Origin of the sequence: Rhizobium sp. BK619 (genome assembly GCF_014195245.1) — a bacterium.
Classification (GTDB): Bacteria; Pseudomonadota; Alphaproteobacteria; order Rhizobiales; family Rhizobiaceae; genus Rhizobium; species Rhizobium acidisoli.
Genome location: NZ_JACIBH010000021.1, coordinates 20551 through 36141, shown reverse-complemented (window position 1 = coordinate 36141; position 15591 = coordinate 20551). Strand labels below are relative to the sequence as shown.

The window sequence follows — 15591 nt, the reverse complement described above, 5'->3', positions numbered from 1 at the left end:
CGAACTACTGCATGGGGAAGCGGCTCAGCATTCGGTCATGGACGTTTTCCCAGCCCACGATCATGGCTGCAATCGAGGTCGCTCTGTCACGATCTGCTGCCTTCGTCGGCACGAAGCACGCGCGTTTCAGGGAGTTCTTCCCGACACCAAGAAAGGTCAAGGACCAAGTCTGTGGCAGTCACCTTTCCTTCACTGCCATGCCGTCTTTCGATTTTCGACGGTTCGGCGAAGCGCCTGAATACGGCGCGCCGGACGATAATATCGACTACGGGCTGTTCGATATCGGTGGTGTCGATATAGGCCCTCGCTCGCATCCGCGCGGCATCCCAGGGAGACTGCGCTGCGAACCTACCTCGCCGGTCGGCAATACCGGTCAGTGCGATTGTTGTATATGCTGCACTATGCCCGCCACTTTCCACGACCGCTGCGGCGACCAACTCCCGGAGGCGATTGGCAAGAAGCACGGCTGCGGCCTCATTCGTTTCGCGCAAGAGCACAACAAACTCCTCGCCACCGAAGCGGCGACCTTATCGGTTGTCCGGATGCCGGCACTGATGATTTGTCCCATCGTCCTGATCACAAGCGGCGACGATGCAGGCGGCCCGGCCACCCCAGTCGTATCCGCCGAGAATAGTTCTTTCGATGCCAAGGGCGTCCATCATCGCCAGCAGGTCCGCGCCCAAGGCCGCCTGTTCACCAGAACGTGGCGTCGTCGGCGATAAGAAGCGGGTCGCGCCGTAGCCGCGAAGGAACGGTACGATGCAACGGTGCCCCGGGGCGGCAAGGTTGCTCGCACCTCGTCATAGGCATGCGCATCATAGGGGAACCCATGCAGCAGGATCGTCGGGGCGCCATTGGCCGGTCCCAGCTCGAAGTATGCAATATCGAGCACACCCGCGCGAACCTGCTTCAAATCCTGATTCTGAACCATGTTTCGCCTTCAGCCCGATTGCTTTATGCGACGCCTTTGCCGCCGGTGACGCCGTAGACCTCGCCGTTGATGAAGCTGGCTTCCTGCGAGGCGAGAAGCACGAACACAGGAGCAAGCTCCACCGGCTGGCCAGGTCGACCAAAGTCGCTGTCCTTGCCGAAGTTCTTCACCTTCTCGTCCGGCTGACCACCGCTTGGCTGAAGCACCGTCCAGACTGGGCCGGGTGCCACGACGTTGGCGCGGATGCCGCGCTCAATCAACTGCTTGGCGAGTGCCTTGGTATAGGCGACGATGCCGGCCTTCGTCGTCGCGTAATCGAGCAGGATCGGCGATGGCTGATAAGCCTGGATCGAAGCGGTCGTAATTACAGCGGATCCAGCCGGCATGTGCGGTACGGCGGCCTGGGCGATCCAATGCAGCGCATAGAGATTGGTCTTCATGGTCTTGTCGAAATCGTCCGTCGACAGTTCCGCGATCTTTTCGCGGTACTGTTGGCGTCCGGCATTGATTACCAGGATGTCGAGGCCGCCAAGACCGGAGACGGCCTTTTCGACCAGTTCGCGGCACCAGGTCTCGTCCTTGATGTCGCCCGGCAGCGCGACCGCCTGTCGGCCCTCCGCCTCGATCAGCTTGATCACCTCTTTCGCATCCGCTTCCTCTTCCGGAAGATATGATATCGCGACGTCCGCACCCTCGCGGGCAAAGGCGATCGCGGCGGCGCGGCCAATCCCGGAATCGCCGCCCGTAACCAGGGCTTTGCGGCCAGTGAGTTTGCCGGACCCGCGATAGCTTTCTTCACCATGGTCCGGTACGGGGTCCATCTTGCGGGCAAGTCCGGGAGCGGCTTGCGGCTGGTCGGGAAACGGAGGCGCGGGATAGAGGTTGCGTGGGTCGCTCAAAGAGGCTTTGTCGTTCATCGTCACACCAAGATTATGTTTGTCGCTGATTGGATCTCCAATTCGCGAACGCGGCGTGCCTATGTTTGTTCCGGGATCGTGGCGCTGGGGAACTATCTGCGGAAGGGTTCGTTCGTTTTGATCATCAACCCAGGAGGAAGCATCATGCCCCAAGGTGACAAATCGAAATACACGGACAAGCAGGAACGCAAGGCAGACCATATCGCAGAAAGCTATGAGGACCGCGGGGTTTCGGAAAAAGAAGCCGAACGTCGCGCCTGGGCGACCGTCAACAAAGACGACGGCGGCGGCAAGAAGGCCGGCGGCTCCGGCAGAGGAAAGGATACCGGCCATCCGGCAGCCCACAAAGGTGGCGAGAAGGGCGGAAAGGCCGCCGCATCAAGATCTGCCGCCGACCGCTCGGCGTCGGCGAAGAAGGCTGCAGCAACGCGGAAACGCAACGCCGAGCACGCCCATCACTAGATGGCCGCGCTGACAGCCGGGGCCAACCTGGCACCTGTCGATCACGCGATTTCCCGGAAGGTGATCGAATAGCGGAGCTGATCGACGGGGGGGATGGAATGCTCCCATTCGCTGCGCGCGGGTCCCGAGAGCACATAGGCAGAGCCGGGTTCGGCAATCACCGAGATGCGCTCCCATTTGTCGCCGGCACGGTGCCGAAGCCTGAGTGTGCAGGCCGACAGCAGAGAAACCCCGACAATCCGCCCGAAGACGTTTTTATCCCGGTGCCAGCCGATCGGCGCACCGGGTGCATATTCGGCGATGAGAGCCTGCCGTAGTTGATCCGGCGCGATGCCGGCAAAGGCTGCGGCCATGGATCGTACAGGCAGGAGAAAAGGCGGGACATCTTCGGTCCGCCTCACCTGCTGGGTGTCGAAGTCGTATTTCCAGCCATAGGAGACCACCCTCCGCTTGCCTTCGAAACCGTGGAAGTCGAACGGCTTCAGTGGCAGTTGCGGTAGTTCACGCAATAGGTCCGACTGAACCTCTTTGGGAACGATATCGGGTTGGTAGCGGAAACCTGGCGGTAGAGCCGGTTCCGCTTTCCCAAATAGATCTGTTTGCTCTGACAAACCCATGGTCAATTCTCTTCAATGCGCGCTGGGACTTTGATGGCTGTGGCAAAGTGCGCCGATACGCGAGCTTGGTGATTGCGATCAGAACCTCCTCGGCCGAAAAGCCGCTTAACCGTGTTGCTCGGCGATGATGGCTTTCAGTTCCGCGCGGGTAAGCAGGCAGGGATATTTTTGGTTCTTCTCGGGCCGTTCGGTAACCTCGCTTCGGTCGCGCGGCTCTGGTACCGCCCGTGTGGCGGCATTATTAGCTTTGCTCAATTGGAATCCTTCGTGGCCGCACCGGAATAGCACGTGTAACGCGCTAGACCCTGGACGTTTGCAACGTCCGCCGCGGCATGGACATGTGAGTGATGTCTAAAACGTAAGAGGCAGGTGGCCCCATTTCAAGACAAGGCATCGTCGGCAGGAGGGGACGGGGAAGGAGCAATCAATGTCGAGACGCCTTTCTTTACGAGTCCAAGAACGTCCGACACTTGACAATTCGTTCGCTACCTTGCAATATTCGTAAGGTAGCAAACGAATGGGGTGTTTGGACCGTGCGGGACGAACGAGAAATCGAACAGCTGACTGTCGGGGCATGGACGAAGCGATGCTATCTTGCAGGACGGGCCCTCATGGACGCGACCCTACGCCCATACGATCTCGGTGCGACGCAATGGTACGTCCTGTGGCATCTGGCGAATGCCGGCCCAGCGGTGCAGCGCGATCTTGGTCGTGCCCTTGAGCTCGAGCGGGCAACTTTGAGCGGGATCATCGCCACCCTCGTTCGGAAGGGACTGGTCGAGCAAACCTTGGACGAAGGAGACCAACGCCAGCGTCTTCTGACCTTGACGAGTTCAGGCGAGGCGCTGTGGCGCGAACTGCCTGACCTTACGTTTATTCACCAGGCTGCGTTTGACGGCATCAATGAGGCCGATTTGGCCACGACGATCCGCGTCCTTCGATCGGCGACTGAGCGGCTACAGGCCCTCTCAAGAAAGGCGTGAGCTGATGACAATCCTGATAACTGGAGCAACAGGCCTCGTTGGCGAGCGCCTTGTTCCGCGGCTGGTGAAAGCAGACCTTGCTTGCCGGCTGCTGCTGCGGACGGGGAAAATCTGCCCGCCGGGAGCAACGGCCGTGACCGGCGATATTCTTGACCCACCGACGCTTTCGCAGGCTGTTCGAGGTGTTTCCGCGGTCGTGCATCTGGCCGCCGTCTTTCGCAGCCCGGATACCGATTTGATCTGGCGGAGTAATCTGGAGGGTACCCGCAATCTGATCGCCGCCGTGCAAGCCGATGCTCCTGACGCGCGCTTCATTATGGCGAGCACATCGAATGTCTATAACAAGAATTCGCCTCAGCCGGGCCGAGAGACCGACGACGTTGAGCCGGAGCAAGCCTACCCCGCCAGCAAGATCGCGGCCGAGAAACTGCTGCGCGAAAGTGGCTTGAACTGGTCGATCACACGGTTCCCGTTCGTTTATGGCGACGGTGACGGTCACTTGAAGATGCTGCCAAAGCACTTGGCCGCCTTCGGCTTCCATCCCGCCAATCGGATGAGCACGATACACCACCGCGATATTGCAACGGCAATGAAATTGGCGCTGGCGGGCAACTTTGACGGTCGGATCGTTAACATCTCCGATGAGGCGCCCACAACCGTCTATGAATTGGCAGGCCTCGTCGGCCACCAGATGAAACCATCGTCCACGCCAATGCATAACCCCTGGTACCTCCATGTCGATGCATCGCTCGCGCGAAGCCTTGGTTTCCAGCCGACAGTGAGGACGGTTTTTCAGGCCGTCCAAGAACAGATCCTGTGAACCGGGTAATTGCCGGGGCCCTGCTCCAGTTAGGTCACTGACGCGGAAGCAACGAGGAGAAGACTCGTTCAGATCCGGGCGCCACCCGTCGCGTCAATCATCTGGCCGGTCGTCCAGCGTGCATCGTTTGATGCGAGGAAAGCGATGACATCAGCAACGTCCTCTGCCTTTCCGACACGCGAAAAGACCGAGAGTGCTTCGGCGCCAGCCCGCGCATCCGGCGATGCCAGCCACTCGGCATTCATATCCGTCTCTGTCACACCCGGAAGCACGGCATTGACCGTAATCCCGCGCGCTGCAAATTCAGGAGCAAGCGCCAAAGTCAATGTCTCCAGCGCCCCCTTGGAAGCTGCATAGGCCGGATGCGTCGGCGCCGCGATCCGCGTAAATCCAGTCGAGACATTGATGATGCGGCCATTGTCACGGATGTGGTCGGCCACGGCCTGGATCAGGAAGAACGGTGCCTTGTAGTTAATCGTCATCACTTCGTCGAACACGGCTTCGCTGGTTTGCTTCAAAGGCAGTGCCGGCGCGATGCCAGCGTTGTTCACCAGAATATCGAGAACCGACGAGCCTGTCTCATTGCGGGCAGCTTCGCTGAACTGTGCCCAGAGGCTGTCGGCCGCGTCCTTGCCGTTTCGGAGGTCAGCCCTCACGCCTACAGCCTTGACGCCGAGGGCCTCGATGTCGCGGATCGTGGTATTCGCCGCATCGGCATTGGCGGTGTAGTGCACACCAATCAGTGCAGCACCCTCCTTTGCGAAGGCAAGGGCCGCCGCCCGGCCAATACCGCGCGAACTTCCAGTAATGAGGGCTATCTTTTTTGCCAGTCTCTGAGACATGGATCACTCCGTTGCTAAATTAAATAGTGATCTCTATAATAAGATTGAAAACGTGTCTGTCAACGATATTAATAGGGATCGCTATTTAATGAATGAGCCGGCTCGCAAACGTGGCAGGCCGCGCGTGCTCGATCGCGACGTCGGGCTTGATATCGCCGCACGGCTGTTCTGGGAACGTGGCTATGAGGGAACCTCGACCGCCGACCTGACTAAGGCCATGGGCATCAATCCGCCGACGCTCTATTCGATGTACGGCTCAAAAGAAGAATTATACCGTCAGGCACTCGACTTCAGCATTGCTCGGGAGACCAGCCGCCGGTTGGAAATTCTCCAATCGGATCTTCAAGCTTATGAGGCTTTGAGCCGTTACCTTTACGATATCGCCGACGGCGACACGCAGCCGGACAAGCCGCCAGGTTGCATGGTCTCAACCGCTGCCCTTCAGCATGCGGAAGAAAACGCTGCTGTCGCACGGATGACGGCAGCACTGCGTGAGGCGTCGGTGCAGACCCTGAAAGCTCGCTTTGATCGTGCAGTCGAGAACGGTGAATTACCCCCTAAAACCGATACCGACACCCTCGCCCGGTTTTACGGTGCGATCATTCAGGGCATGTCCGCCCAGGCCTGCGACGGCGCCTGCAATGCGCTGCTGAAGCGACTGATCGATGTCGCGCTCACGGCATGGCCTGGGAAGCGTGGCACGTGAAGGGAGTTCTGCCCGACATCTGCTCGTCCTTCCCGCAAGTATCAGCCGAACCGATCGTCATCACCCGGCCGGCGCCGATGCGGTCAAACAGCCTGCCCAGTCAGGGGGCCGTCAGGCCGCCGATCAGCAGCGCGATCGACAACGCCCCGAAGATCCATTCGGTCGACCACGCGAATTGAGCCGCCATATCCGGCGCCACGATGCTGAAGCTGTAATAGAGGGCGCCGTAGCCGATATTCTGGGTGACACCGAGGGCAACGATGGCGGCGGTCGGCACCCACTCGCTCATATGGATTTAAGACTCACGCGCTGCTCCAGCTTCTCCGCTTCTTCCTTCCGCTCGCTGTAGCGATCGGTGAGGTAGGAGGAGGCGTCACGCGTTAGGAGCGTGAATTTCACCAGCTCCTCGCAGACATCGACGACGCGATCGTAGTAGGACGACGGCTTCATACGACCGTCAGCATCAAATTCCTGGAAAGCCTTGGCGACGGAGGACTGGTTCGGGATGGTGATCATCCGCATCCAGCGGCCGAGGACGCGAAGCTGGTTGATGGCGTTGAATGACTGCGAGCCGCCTGAGACCTGCATCACCGCCAAAGTCTTGCCCTGGGTCGGCCGCACCGAGCCGACGGAAAGCGGGATCCAGTCGATCTGCGCCTTCATGACGCCGGTCATCGCGCCGTGACGCTCCGGGCTGACCCAGACCTGGCCTTCCGACCAAGCCGACAGGTCCCGCAACTCTTGTACCTTGGGATGACTGACCGGCTCGGCGTCCGGCAACGGCAAGCCTGTGGGGTCAAAAATCCGCACTTCGCAGCCGAAGTGTTCGAGCAGGCGTGCAGCTTCCTGTGCCAGCAGGCGGCTGTAGGACACCGGCCGCAGTGAGCCATAAAGGATCAGGATGCGCGGCTTATGTGTGGAAAACGCCGGACGTAGCGCGGCCGGGTCTGGTTGACGCAAATGCGCCAGGGATGCAGCGGGCAGATCAGACAACACGCGTGCCCTCCGGAGCCGGTAGGCAACATGCGGCAACCTCTGCAGCAGGTGCACAGATTTCCGGGTGGCCGACGCAGCAATCTTCCATCAGGAAACGGACCAGAGCCCCCAGGCCGTCGTAGTTGGCGGTATATATGATCGAACGTGACTCGCGCTTCTGATTGATCAGGCCCGCGCGCTCTAGCTCCTTCAGGTGAAACGAAACGTTCGATGGCGAAACCTTGGCCCTCTCTGCGACGGCTCCTGCGGCCATGCCGCCCGGACCTGCGACAACAAGGATGCGCACGATATACAGACGGGTCTCCTGGGACAGCGCCGCGAACGACATAAGAGCCTGACGTTCATCCATACTTTTACAATCCTTGAATTATTGAAGGATGGATAGCGAATATGAAAGCGACCGGCAAGCCAGGCCTCGCAAAAACAACTTGCGACTTAGGCACAGTGGTTACGGAAGAAGCAGGTTGGCGGCGCCTTCCAAATCGGAGACCTCGGCATAAGGCAGCCAGTCCGGGTTTCCTTTCTCTCCGCGGCGATTGACCCAGATGCCGCGGAAACCAAGTTCGTGACGCGCCTTCATGTCCCAATACATCCCCATCGCCACGTGAACAGTCTCGTTTAGAGTGACATCCATCTGGCGATAGGCGTATTCGAACAATTCCCTCGACGGTTTGTACGCACCGGCCTGCTCGGCGGTGATGACATAGTCGAATGGGACGCCGATGGCAGCGACTGTCGGTGCAATCAAATCATCGTCAGAGTTAGTGAAGATCGCAAGTTTATATCGCTGGCGCAGCCGGCGAAGGGCATGCGGCACCTCCGGATGCGGGCCCATCGTCATCGGAGATCGAGCGATCTTCTCGATCTCCACTTCGGTAGGCTCCACGCCATGTTCCCGAAACGCCGCGGCAAAGCCGACGCGAAGAATATCCTTGTACAGACGGTGCGGCTTGTCTGCGGTGAGTGTTCGACCTTGAGCCGAGAAGCTTTCCAGGATGACCGAAGCATCCCTACCGCTGGCGTAGTGCTGCTTCAAAATGACGTCGATCTCTTGCAGCAGAACTTCGTACCATTGCACGAGGGTACCGTAGCAGTCGAAGGTGATGATCTTGGCGGGCGGATCGGAAATAAGCTTCGACTGCGATTGTTGGGGCATGGGTTGCCTTCGGTTATCTGGTCGATTGGATTTGGGTTTGGCCTGTCATAACGTGCCGCTTGTGGGCCGAGTTCCGGTTATGCTACGCGATCACGGGCAGCATAGGTCTTGACAAGACTCGAACGGACGCCCAGGGCGTTTCCACAACTTCGCCTTGATGAGGTACGAACCACCGACCCTGTTGATTGGGTTGAAATGCGCTGCTCCGAAGTTCGCTCCTGTCAACGATGCGAACTTGAAACGAACACAATCAGTAGCTATCTATCGTTCCCGGGCGTCGCTGGTGAGTGTCTCAAGGGATGTTCGCGATAGCCGAAGTCGCTTTTTGCTTTTGACCACGGATGTACTGGCACTGGTATGAGGAGCGACGTGAGAAGGTCGGTGCGAATTCGCCCCGGCCTTTTTTGTTGCGCCGGCATTTAACGCCTGTCGGAACTACCGCGTTTTCCTTGTTGATCCCGAGCAACGCCCAACCCATCTACGCTGGATGCCGAAACAGGAGATCATCATCGCTCCCGCGCTCGTGGAGACCTGGACTTTATCGCCCGCCGCCACGTTCGGCTCCTCCGTCCGGGCCAAAGGTATTCTTCTGGAAGTCCGGGCCCGTCTGCCCGTGGCCGTTCGGAAATCTCTCGACGTGAACGGCATGGCTCTGGTTTTGGGGATGGCGAAAGATAGCGAGCACGAGTTCGCGTCGACGTCGGCAGCCGTCAGCCAGGCGCTCGAAGGGATCGAAAACCTGCCGGTCATTCCGCGCGAAATCCAGGATATACTCGGCATCTCCGCAGGCGAACGGCATCGCTGGCTGAAGGACGGCCGTCTTCAAAGCGCCGGAACACGAACTGTGCGACTGAGCGGCCGCGCAAGGCAGATCACCTTCCATGTGTTCGATCCCCGTGTGGTGGAGGATCTCCTTGACCGGGCCGTCATCGATGAATGGCGTGAAGAGGATATCGCCGCGAGAGCGGAGAATAGAAGGCAGGCCGCCTACCGGGCGAAACTTACCCGTTCGCTCAAGAAGGTGGCGAAGAAGCCAAAGACAGTCGGGAGCGAGATTGATGACGCGGCCAGCAAGCTGCTTGGCTGGGACGAGTTCGACGTCGATGGGCTGCTGCGATAGCCCCTCCCAAAAGGTCAGAAACGGAAGTCCCGTCCTCGATCATCATCAGCTTCCACCTCGCCATGCACTTGGTGTGAGTCACATCGAGCTCTTTGCAATAGACCATTAATCCTAGGCGCGGTGTCCACAGATTGACAGGACGCACCGCTTCAGGCTAACTGTCCTCAGTCCTAGGACAGAGGACAGTGTTTATGAAGAGCCAAGATATCGTCGTCCTGCTAAAGCTGGTAAGCCTGCAAGATCAGGAACTCACCAAGGGCATTGATCAGTTGCGATCGGAATCCGTGGGGGGAGACCCATATTCTGTTCGGAACCTAGAGGCGCTACTCGGGATCAGCAAGACCGAAATAGCACAGTCGATCAAGCGCAGTGTCGCATCAGGCATCGCGCGAAAAGACAATGCCAAGAACGAGCCTCGGCCAAGCCGAAGGAACCTGTTCGGCTTCATTACCACCGGGCTAAAGTTCGTCTTCCCAGCCAAAGTTGGGCCGATGCAGCGCGGCATACCGACCGCCTTCGCCGCACCTATGCTCACGGAACTCCTGATCAGCGGCGGGACGTACAACTACGTTTGGCCCTATGCCAACGGAAGGGAGATGGGGCAGGCGGTTGAGCCGCTCTTCAAGACCGTGCCGGACGCAGTCCTGAAGGACGACGCACTCTATGAGTACCTCGCGTTGGTCGATGCGATCCGGCTCGGGAACCAGCGGGAAGTCGGTCTCGCGACCGACCACCTCAAGTCAAGGATCATGAGCAAATGACAGCGATCCGCGCTCAACTGCTGGAAATGATGAAAGCCGTTGCCTCGGCCCTTGGCGAAGACCTCCGCTCGCGCCTGGTCTTCGTTGGGGGATGCACGACCGCGCTGTTCATCACTGATCCGGTCACGCTCGAGGATGTGCGTGCCACAGACGACATCGACCTGATCGTTGACCTGGCGGGCCTTCCTGCCTGGGCACAGCTCCAGGAGGAGCTCCGACACCGGGGTTTCATGGAGGCCGCTGACGAGGCGGTGATCTGCCGCATGCGTCTCGGTAAACTCACGGTCGACTTCATGCCGGATGATCCGACTATCCTCGGATTCGGAAATCGATGGTATGCGAGTGGAATCGAGACGGCACAGCACTACCAGCTCTCGGAAGACCTCACGATCCGGATCCTCACGCCGCCAATGTTTCTTGCGACGAAGCTCGAAGCCTATGCCGGAAGGGGAAATGGCGACTTAATCATGAGCCGTGACGCTGAAGACATCCTCCTTATTGTCGACGGCAGGGAGGAGCTCCTTGCCGAGGTCACGGCGGCCGACAATGACGTTCGAAACTTCATCGCCGGACAGTTTCGTGCACTCCTCGATCAAGCTGACTTTGACGATTTCCTCGATGGCAATATCCGCGGGCCCGCCGGTCGTGTAGAAATCGTCCGGGAAAGGTTTGTCTCGATTAGCCATTGTGCGGATGGCGCCGCACAATGAAAATCGAGGCCCGATGGTTGAGCCAAAAAGGAACGCGCACCGACGACAATCGCGACCATGCGGGGATCGCGGGGAGACATGGCGAATTTTTTGCTATTGTGGCTGATGGCGCCACGAACGGCTCGAACAACGGGGGATATGCACGGGCAATCGTCGAAGCTGTCGTCGACCGGTTTGCCGGAACCGACGATGCATGGGGCCACGAGCTCATGCAAGCCAAGCTCCGGGAGATTCATCAAGCCCTTCGCACATCGTTTCCGACGGGTTCCGCCAGCATTATCCTCTTTCACGTAACGGACAAAGGCTCCTCGACGGTCCTTTACTCCGGAGATTGCCTTCTTGGCAGGCAAGACGGCCAAGTACACTGGCAATTCAAGCCACATACCCTTGCAAACGCCCTGGCGGACCTACCTCTCGATGCCATCGCAAGATCCACCACGAGGCACCTTCTTACCCAGAGTTTTCGTTCCAGAGAGTTCATGGCCCCAGAAGTCCTCGCGGAACAGACGGCCAGCGGCACGCTTCTTCTTGCCACCGATGGCTTCTGGGCGGAATTGACAGAAAGCGAGCACGAGCCTTCCTTGGCGGCGGCCAGTCAGCTGCTCCAGAGAGAGATGATCGCAGCGTGCTACAATTATTGCTTTCCGCCGAGGAGCCGTCCGAAATCTTGCTGGAAGATGGTGGATCGACCAATTTTTACGTGTGGACTCAGGCGTCCCAGAAATAACCCAGGAGCGATAAGTCATGGAAGACGGGATAATTTATGGGCGAGACGCTGCCGAGTTTTTCAGACCTCTTCGTTGGCTCCGAGCGACCTTCGATAGAATTGTTGCAGCGTCGAGCGTTAATCTTCCTCCTAAGCTGGAGTCCGCCGAGGAGCACTCATCGATACTTTTCAAGTGCAAGCCAAGCGAGGCCTCGGTAACGGCGGACTGGCACGGAATTCCCAGCCTCTGGGCCTGTCGCAGGGTGTCGGCCGCTTGTGTGCAGCGATGTTCAACGCCCGTCGCTCCGGGCAACTGCGACTGAGGTTGGTGACGCTGACTGAGGAGCTAGCGCGTAGTCTCCGCTCAAGATCTACATGCTAGGAATCGAGGCTCCACATTAGTATCGTCACGGACAATCATGCGGCCCTGAGATGCGAGGGAAAGGGCAGAGAGCAGTCGGTCGGGCGTCGGCCCGAACGGACCGCTCACGCGCTTATGGACCCTGAGCCAACCGTTGTCGCCGAGCGCAAGCCGCAGGCGCTGGGTGCCGTCACCGTTGCGCGCCACTGACCATCTCACATGCTGGGCGATCACCCAGCTCTCGATTAATTCGCGCCAGAGGGTTTCAACCGTTGCTTCGGCCAAGGACACGAGCCGGCGGTGCTGCAGCGATATCGGAAAGCGATCCGATCGCCCTCCCAGTTCGCCGAACCTGCCATCGTCACCGCCTTCCCGCTTCAGTGCCGCATACATGGCCTCTACGTAGCCAAGAGCAGTGAGGGCCAGACGCGCTTGGCATCGAAAAGGCCGTTCTGGCAGGATACGACTGGGGTGGCCTCGCCTCATGTGTCGCAACGGCGTTATGGCCTGAACGAGCGGCCGGTCTTGTTTCCTACGCGGGTCACGACATCATCGATGTGGAAAGGCTCACCCAAGCCTACCAGCCGAGCCTGGAACAGGCTGTCTGGTATCAACACTTGTTTCAGCACGAGCGCGGCCGCGAATGCTTGTCCCTCCACCGCCGCTAGCTTTGCCGGATGTTATGGAGACAATGGTCTCCAAGCTGGGCTTTCAACGAAGACGTTCGACAGGACAGCGGCGTCATTCGACAATCCGGACTTCGTTGATGTCGTCATCCATTCCTATCGCTGGCTGGCTTTCAAAGCGAAAGACAGCCTATTCTCCAAACGGAAGTTCAATTTCTTCGCGATTTTTTTTAGCGCCCTCGATCAGGACTGTGTTGAACCGCTCGGCATCTTGTGCCGCCAGCATTGCCGCCCCGGTTCGAATACCTTCTTGCCAGGCAGGCCCACGCTCCCATGCTTCGTTGTAGACGAGCGCCAAGTCGGCAGATCGCCTTGTCTGCTGCAGGGCTTCAAAGAGCAGCGCAGCTTGACGAACATCCTTCTCTCGCTTCGCCGGCCCTTGCCCGTCAGTGTGTCGGCGGCTGGCGACGATGAGCTTGTGGACCGCATACCGGGACGGATCAGGGACGACGACTGGGACACCGCTCCGGTGGAGCAGCATTGTCCTGACGGGGTCCCTCATGAGAAAGTCGAGAAAGCGTAGTGGATCCGCGCTGGCGCCGCCAAGGGCGGGCATCTTCGCCGGCTGGTCGATGTAGTCGTCCGAACCGCGGTTCGACGTCAGGAATTCAACCCTGTAGCCGTCGGCATTCTGAAACGCCGACGAACTCGCGGATCCCGATCGATGTGGAACTGGCCGGAAGCTGGCGTCGACGCCCTGCAGCAGCTCAACGATCGGAGGCAGACTGTCCTCAACTTCCCGACTGATGGCATAGTCTCGGGCGATGTCCGCATCGCCGGTCAGGATTGCAGCCATGGGAAGGCGGACGCCCAGCATACCCGAGTAGCACTGAAAGGCCACCGTGCCGATGAGAATACCCCGGAGCCGAAAGAGACCTCCCTCGGCAAGAGCCTCGACGATGTCGCCCGACATGGCGTCAGGGGCGATCATCCCGCCTTCGCGGGTTAGGGTGTTTACTAAGCGCCTGCGAGCGCGTAGATCGTCCTTGTCCCGCTTATGATCAGCTACGCGCTGCGCGATATTCGGATCATCAGCAGAACCAACGTAACGACGTTTCGTACCACCATGTCCATCTGGTATGTCGAAGTACCAGTATTTGCGTCCTTTGATGTTCGCCGGGGTGAACCGACCCTCCGGAGGGAAATCGGCCGTCCAAGCGGCGTCGAGCGAGCGCTGACCTAGCTCGGCGAGCATAGTCTGATACATGAGGTCGATGGACTTCATAAGCTGGATCCCGGCGTTATACTGTTTTTCAAAAACAGTATAACTATCGAGAGGACAGGCCGCAAGGTAGGATGCTAGCTCTATAGCCTTAAGAGAATCCGAACCGTTGACCCCGTCTTTTCAGCCGCTGCGTGGCATAAGAGGTATCTATGGAACTTAGAGAGAGGTATAGCGCTCAACGGAACGTTCCACACCGAACACGTCCGGCGATACATCCTCGAGATGCAAGCGAACGGGAATGTGGACGCCCTCGCGGATGTCGCCGAAAATCACCGCCATATGTTGCATCGGATCCCAGGGCAACGAAGGGGCATGGCGCGCCATCTCTTCAGCAAAGGCACCGATTTTCATTTGGCTCGTGCACGCGAATTGACTCGTTTGTGACATTGTTATTGCTGAGTGTTGCATTCCTCCTCCTATGCCATTTTGCCTATTAAAATAAGATGCTTGAACGGCTCACGCCCGGGCTCTAGTTTCGTAGAGATGGCGGCGTTTCGATCGACCGTCGATATGGGGGAATCTTGGATGGCACGCATTACGCTTCGGCAACTGCTCGACCATGCTGCGGAGGAAGGCTACGGCGTTCCCGCTTTCAACATCAACAACATGGAGCAGGCCCTCGCCATCATGGAGGCTGCGGACGAGTGTCAGGCGCCCGTTATCATGCAGGCGTCGCGCGGAGCCCGCGCCTATGCCAATGACATCATGCTCAAGCATATGATGGATGCCGTCGTAGAAATCTATCCGCATATTCCGGTCTGCGTGCATCTCGATCACGGCAACGATCCGTCCAATTGCATGACGGCGATCCAGGCGGGCTTCACCTCGGTGATGATGGATGGTTCATTGAGGGCGGATGCCAAGACGCCCGCCGACTGGGCCTATAATGTCGGCGTCACCAAGATGGTGACTGATATGGCGCATTTCGGTGGCATCTCGGTGGAGGGCGAACTCGGCGTTCTCGGTTCTCTCGAGACCGGCACGGGCGAGGCCGAGGACGGCCACGGCGCCGAGGGCAAGCTTTCGCATGACCAACTGCTGACCGATCCGGACGAAGCCGTGAAGTTTGTGCGCGAGACCAAGGTCGATGCGCTCGCCATCGCGATGGGCACATCGCATGGCGCCTACAAGTTCACCCGCAAGCCGGACGGTTCAGTACTGGCGATGAACGTCATCGAAGAAATCCACCGCAAGCTCCCGAACACACATCTCGTCATGCATGGCTCGTCCTCGGTCCCGATCGAACTGCAGGAGATCATCAACAAATATGGCGGCCAGATGAAGCCGACATGGGGAGTGCCGGTCGAGGAGATCCAGCGCGGCATCAAGAACGGCGTTCGCAAGGTCAACATCGATACAGACGGCAGAATGGCGATGACCGGCCAGATCCGCCGCGTGCTGCAAGAGGATCCAAGCGAGTTCGATCCGCGCAAATATCTGAAGCCGGCGATGGCGGCGCTGGCCAAGCTCTGCAAGGAGCGCTTCGAACAGTTCGGCACCGCCGGCATGGCGGGTCGCATCACGCCACTTCCCGTTTCGGAAATGGCGAAGCGCTACAAGTCCGGTTCTCTCGATCCGGCTTTCTCCTGAAA

18 protein-coding genes and 4 pseudogenes are annotated in these 15591 nt (G+C 58.9%); 10 read left to right on the top strand and 12 right to left on the bottom strand.

Features of this window, described 5'->3' with window-relative positions; translation table 11 throughout:
• Nucleotides 1-4 precede the first annotated feature (4 nt).
• Nucleotides 5-106 (bottom strand): annotated as a pseudogene (locus tag FHX14_RS33290) (transport-associated protein); the annotation flags it as partial.
• On the opposite strand from FHX14_RS33290, the pseudogene FHX14_RS33285 reads away from it, so the two are divergent.
• Nucleotides 63-305, top strand: a pseudogene (locus tag FHX14_RS33285) (hypothetical protein); the annotation flags it as partial. The pseudogenes FHX14_RS33290 and FHX14_RS33285 sit on opposite strands and share 44 nt — an antisense overlap.
• A gap of 222 nt (nucleotides 306-527) precedes the next feature.
• Here the strand turns inward: FHX14_RS33285 and FHX14_RS33280 are convergent.
• Nucleotides 528-761 (bottom strand): alpha/beta fold hydrolase, encoded by a 234-nt coding sequence (locus FHX14_RS33280; protein ID WP_348649280.1) that lies wholly within the window; start codon nucleotides 759-761, stop codon nucleotides 528-530.
• Nucleotides 762-954: 193 nt separating this feature from the next.
• Nucleotides 955-1848, bottom strand: coding sequence for an SDR family oxidoreductase (locus tag FHX14_RS31285; RefSeq protein WP_184380987.1), 894 nt, complete (start codon nucleotides 1846-1848; stop codon nucleotides 955-957).
• A gap of 144 nt (nucleotides 1849-1992) precedes the next feature.
• Between FHX14_RS31285 and FHX14_RS31280 the strand changes: the two genes are divergently transcribed.
• Nucleotides 1993-2310 (top strand): plasmid stabilization protein, encoded by a 318-nt coding sequence (locus FHX14_RS31280; RefSeq protein ID WP_184380985.1) that lies wholly within the window; start codon nucleotides 1993-1995, stop codon nucleotides 2308-2310.
• 41 nt (nucleotides 2311-2351) lie between these two features.
• On the opposite strand, the gene FHX14_RS31275 is transcribed toward FHX14_RS31280, so the two are convergent.
• Nucleotides 2352-2927 carry an alpha-ketoglutarate-dependent dioxygenase AlkB gene (locus tag FHX14_RS31275; RefSeq protein WP_184381001.1) on the bottom strand — a complete coding sequence of 192 codons (576 nt, stop codon included), beginning with the start codon at nucleotides 2925-2927 and terminating at the stop codon, nucleotides 2352-2354.
• A 611-nt stretch (nucleotides 2928-3538) separates the two neighbouring features.
• On the opposite strand from FHX14_RS31275, the gene FHX14_RS31270 reads away from it, so the two are divergent.
• On the top strand, nucleotides 3539-3910 hold the full coding sequence (locus FHX14_RS31270; protein ID WP_246713508.1) for a MarR family transcriptional regulator: 372 nt from the start codon (nucleotides 3539-3541) through the stop codon (nucleotides 3908-3910).
• Between the two features lie 4 nt (nucleotides 3911-3914).
• Nucleotides 3915-4730: an NAD(P)-dependent oxidoreductase gene (locus tag FHX14_RS31265; protein WP_184380983.1), complete on the top strand. Its 816-nt coding sequence runs from the start codon at nucleotides 3915-3917 to the stop codon at nucleotides 4728-4730.
• Nucleotides 4731-4798: 68 nt separating this feature from the next.
• On the opposite strand, the gene FHX14_RS31260 is transcribed toward FHX14_RS31265, so the two are convergent.
• A complete protein-coding gene (locus FHX14_RS31260) occupies nucleotides 4799-5572 on the bottom strand; it encodes an SDR family oxidoreductase (protein WP_184380982.1) in 774 nt (257 codons plus the stop codon).
• A gap of 88 nt (nucleotides 5573-5660) precedes the next feature.
• Here FHX14_RS31260 and FHX14_RS31255 point away from each other — a divergent pair, with 88 nt between their 5' ends.
• Nucleotides 5661-6278 carry a TetR/AcrR family transcriptional regulator gene (locus FHX14_RS31255; protein ID WP_184380997.1) on the top strand — a complete coding sequence of 206 codons (618 nt, stop codon included), beginning with the start codon at nucleotides 5661-5663 and terminating at the stop codon, nucleotides 6276-6278.
• Between the two features lie 103 nt (nucleotides 6279-6381).
• On the opposite strand, the pseudogene FHX14_RS31250 reads toward FHX14_RS31255, so the two are convergent.
• The 4 genes and pseudogenes from FHX14_RS31250 to FHX14_RS31235 form a co-directional block, all read right to left on the bottom strand.
• A pseudogene (locus tag FHX14_RS31250) lies at nucleotides 6382-6567 on the bottom strand (MFS transporter); the annotation flags it as partial.
• Nucleotides 6564-7271: an arsenical resistance protein ArsH gene (gene arsH, locus FHX14_RS31245; protein WP_184380995.1), complete on the bottom strand. Its 708-nt coding sequence runs from the start codon at nucleotides 7269-7271 to the stop codon at nucleotides 6564-6566. The gene arsH and the pseudogene FHX14_RS31250, both read right to left, overlap by 4 nt.
• The gene (locus FHX14_RS31240) at nucleotides 7264-7623 is read right to left on the bottom strand and encodes a metalloregulator ArsR/SmtB family transcription factor (RefSeq protein ID WP_184380980.1); all 360 of its coding nucleotides are present in this window, start codon (nucleotides 7621-7623) and stop codon (nucleotides 7264-7266) included. The genes arsH and FHX14_RS31240 overlap by 8 nt, the downstream gene beginning before the upstream one ends.
• 99 nt (nucleotides 7624-7722) lie before the next feature.
• Nucleotides 7723-8430 carry a haloacid dehalogenase type II gene (locus tag FHX14_RS31235; RefSeq protein ID WP_184380978.1) on the bottom strand — a complete coding sequence of 236 codons (708 nt, stop codon included), beginning with the start codon at nucleotides 8428-8430 and terminating at the stop codon, nucleotides 7723-7725.
• Nucleotides 8431-8917: 487 nt separating this feature from the next.
• Between FHX14_RS31235 and FHX14_RS31230 the strand changes: the two genes are divergently transcribed.
• The 4 genes from FHX14_RS31230 (at nucleotide 8918) to FHX14_RS31215 (ending at nucleotide 11845) form a co-directional block, all read left to right on the top strand.
• Nucleotides 8918-9550, top strand: a complete 633-nt coding sequence (locus FHX14_RS31230; protein WP_184380976.1) for a hypothetical protein — start codon at nucleotides 8918-8920, stop codon at nucleotides 9548-9550.
• A gap of 191 nt (nucleotides 9551-9741) precedes the next feature.
• A complete protein-coding gene (locus FHX14_RS31225; protein ID WP_184380974.1) occupies nucleotides 9742-10311 on the top strand; it encodes a hypothetical protein in 570 nt (189 codons plus the stop codon).
• Entirely contained in the window at nucleotides 10308-11021 is a 714-nt protein-coding gene (locus FHX14_RS31220; protein ID WP_184380972.1) for a nucleotidyl transferase AbiEii/AbiGii toxin family protein, read from the top strand. Before FHX14_RS31225 ends, FHX14_RS31220 begins: the two co-directional genes overlap by 4 nt.
• Nucleotides 11018-11845: a protein phosphatase 2C domain-containing protein gene (locus FHX14_RS31215; protein WP_246713507.1), complete on the top strand. Its 828-nt coding sequence runs from the start codon at nucleotides 11018-11020 to the stop codon at nucleotides 11843-11845. Before FHX14_RS31220 ends, FHX14_RS31215 begins: the two co-directional genes overlap by 4 nt.
• A gap of 246 nt (nucleotides 11846-12091) precedes the next feature.
• On the opposite strand, the gene FHX14_RS31210 is transcribed toward FHX14_RS31215, so the two are convergent.
• The 3 genes and pseudogenes from FHX14_RS31210 to FHX14_RS31200 all read right to left on the bottom strand — a co-directional run.
• Complete coding sequence (locus FHX14_RS31210) at nucleotides 12092-12481, bottom strand: hypothetical protein (RefSeq protein WP_184380971.1); 390 nt, start codon at nucleotides 12479-12481, stop codon at nucleotides 12092-12094.
• 423 nt (nucleotides 12482-12904) lie between these two features.
• Nucleotides 12905-13999: a GSU2403 family nucleotidyltransferase fold protein gene (locus FHX14_RS31205; RefSeq protein ID WP_184380969.1), complete on the bottom strand. Its 1095-nt coding sequence runs from the start codon at nucleotides 13997-13999 to the stop codon at nucleotides 12905-12907.
• A 192-nt stretch (nucleotides 14000-14191) separates the two neighbouring features.
• A pseudogene (locus FHX14_RS31200) lies at nucleotides 14192-14305 on the bottom strand (3,4-dihydroxy-2-butanone-4-phosphate synthase); the annotation flags it as partial.
• Between the two features lie 219 nt (nucleotides 14306-14524).
• Here FHX14_RS31200 and fba point away from each other — a divergent pair.
• Nucleotides 14525-15589 carry a class II fructose-bisphosphate aldolase gene (fba, locus tag FHX14_RS31195; RefSeq protein ID WP_184380967.1) on the top strand — a complete coding sequence of 355 codons (1065 nt, stop codon included), beginning with the start codon at nucleotides 14525-14527 and terminating at the stop codon, nucleotides 15587-15589.
• The last annotated feature ends 2 nt before the right edge of the window (nucleotides 15590-15591 follow it).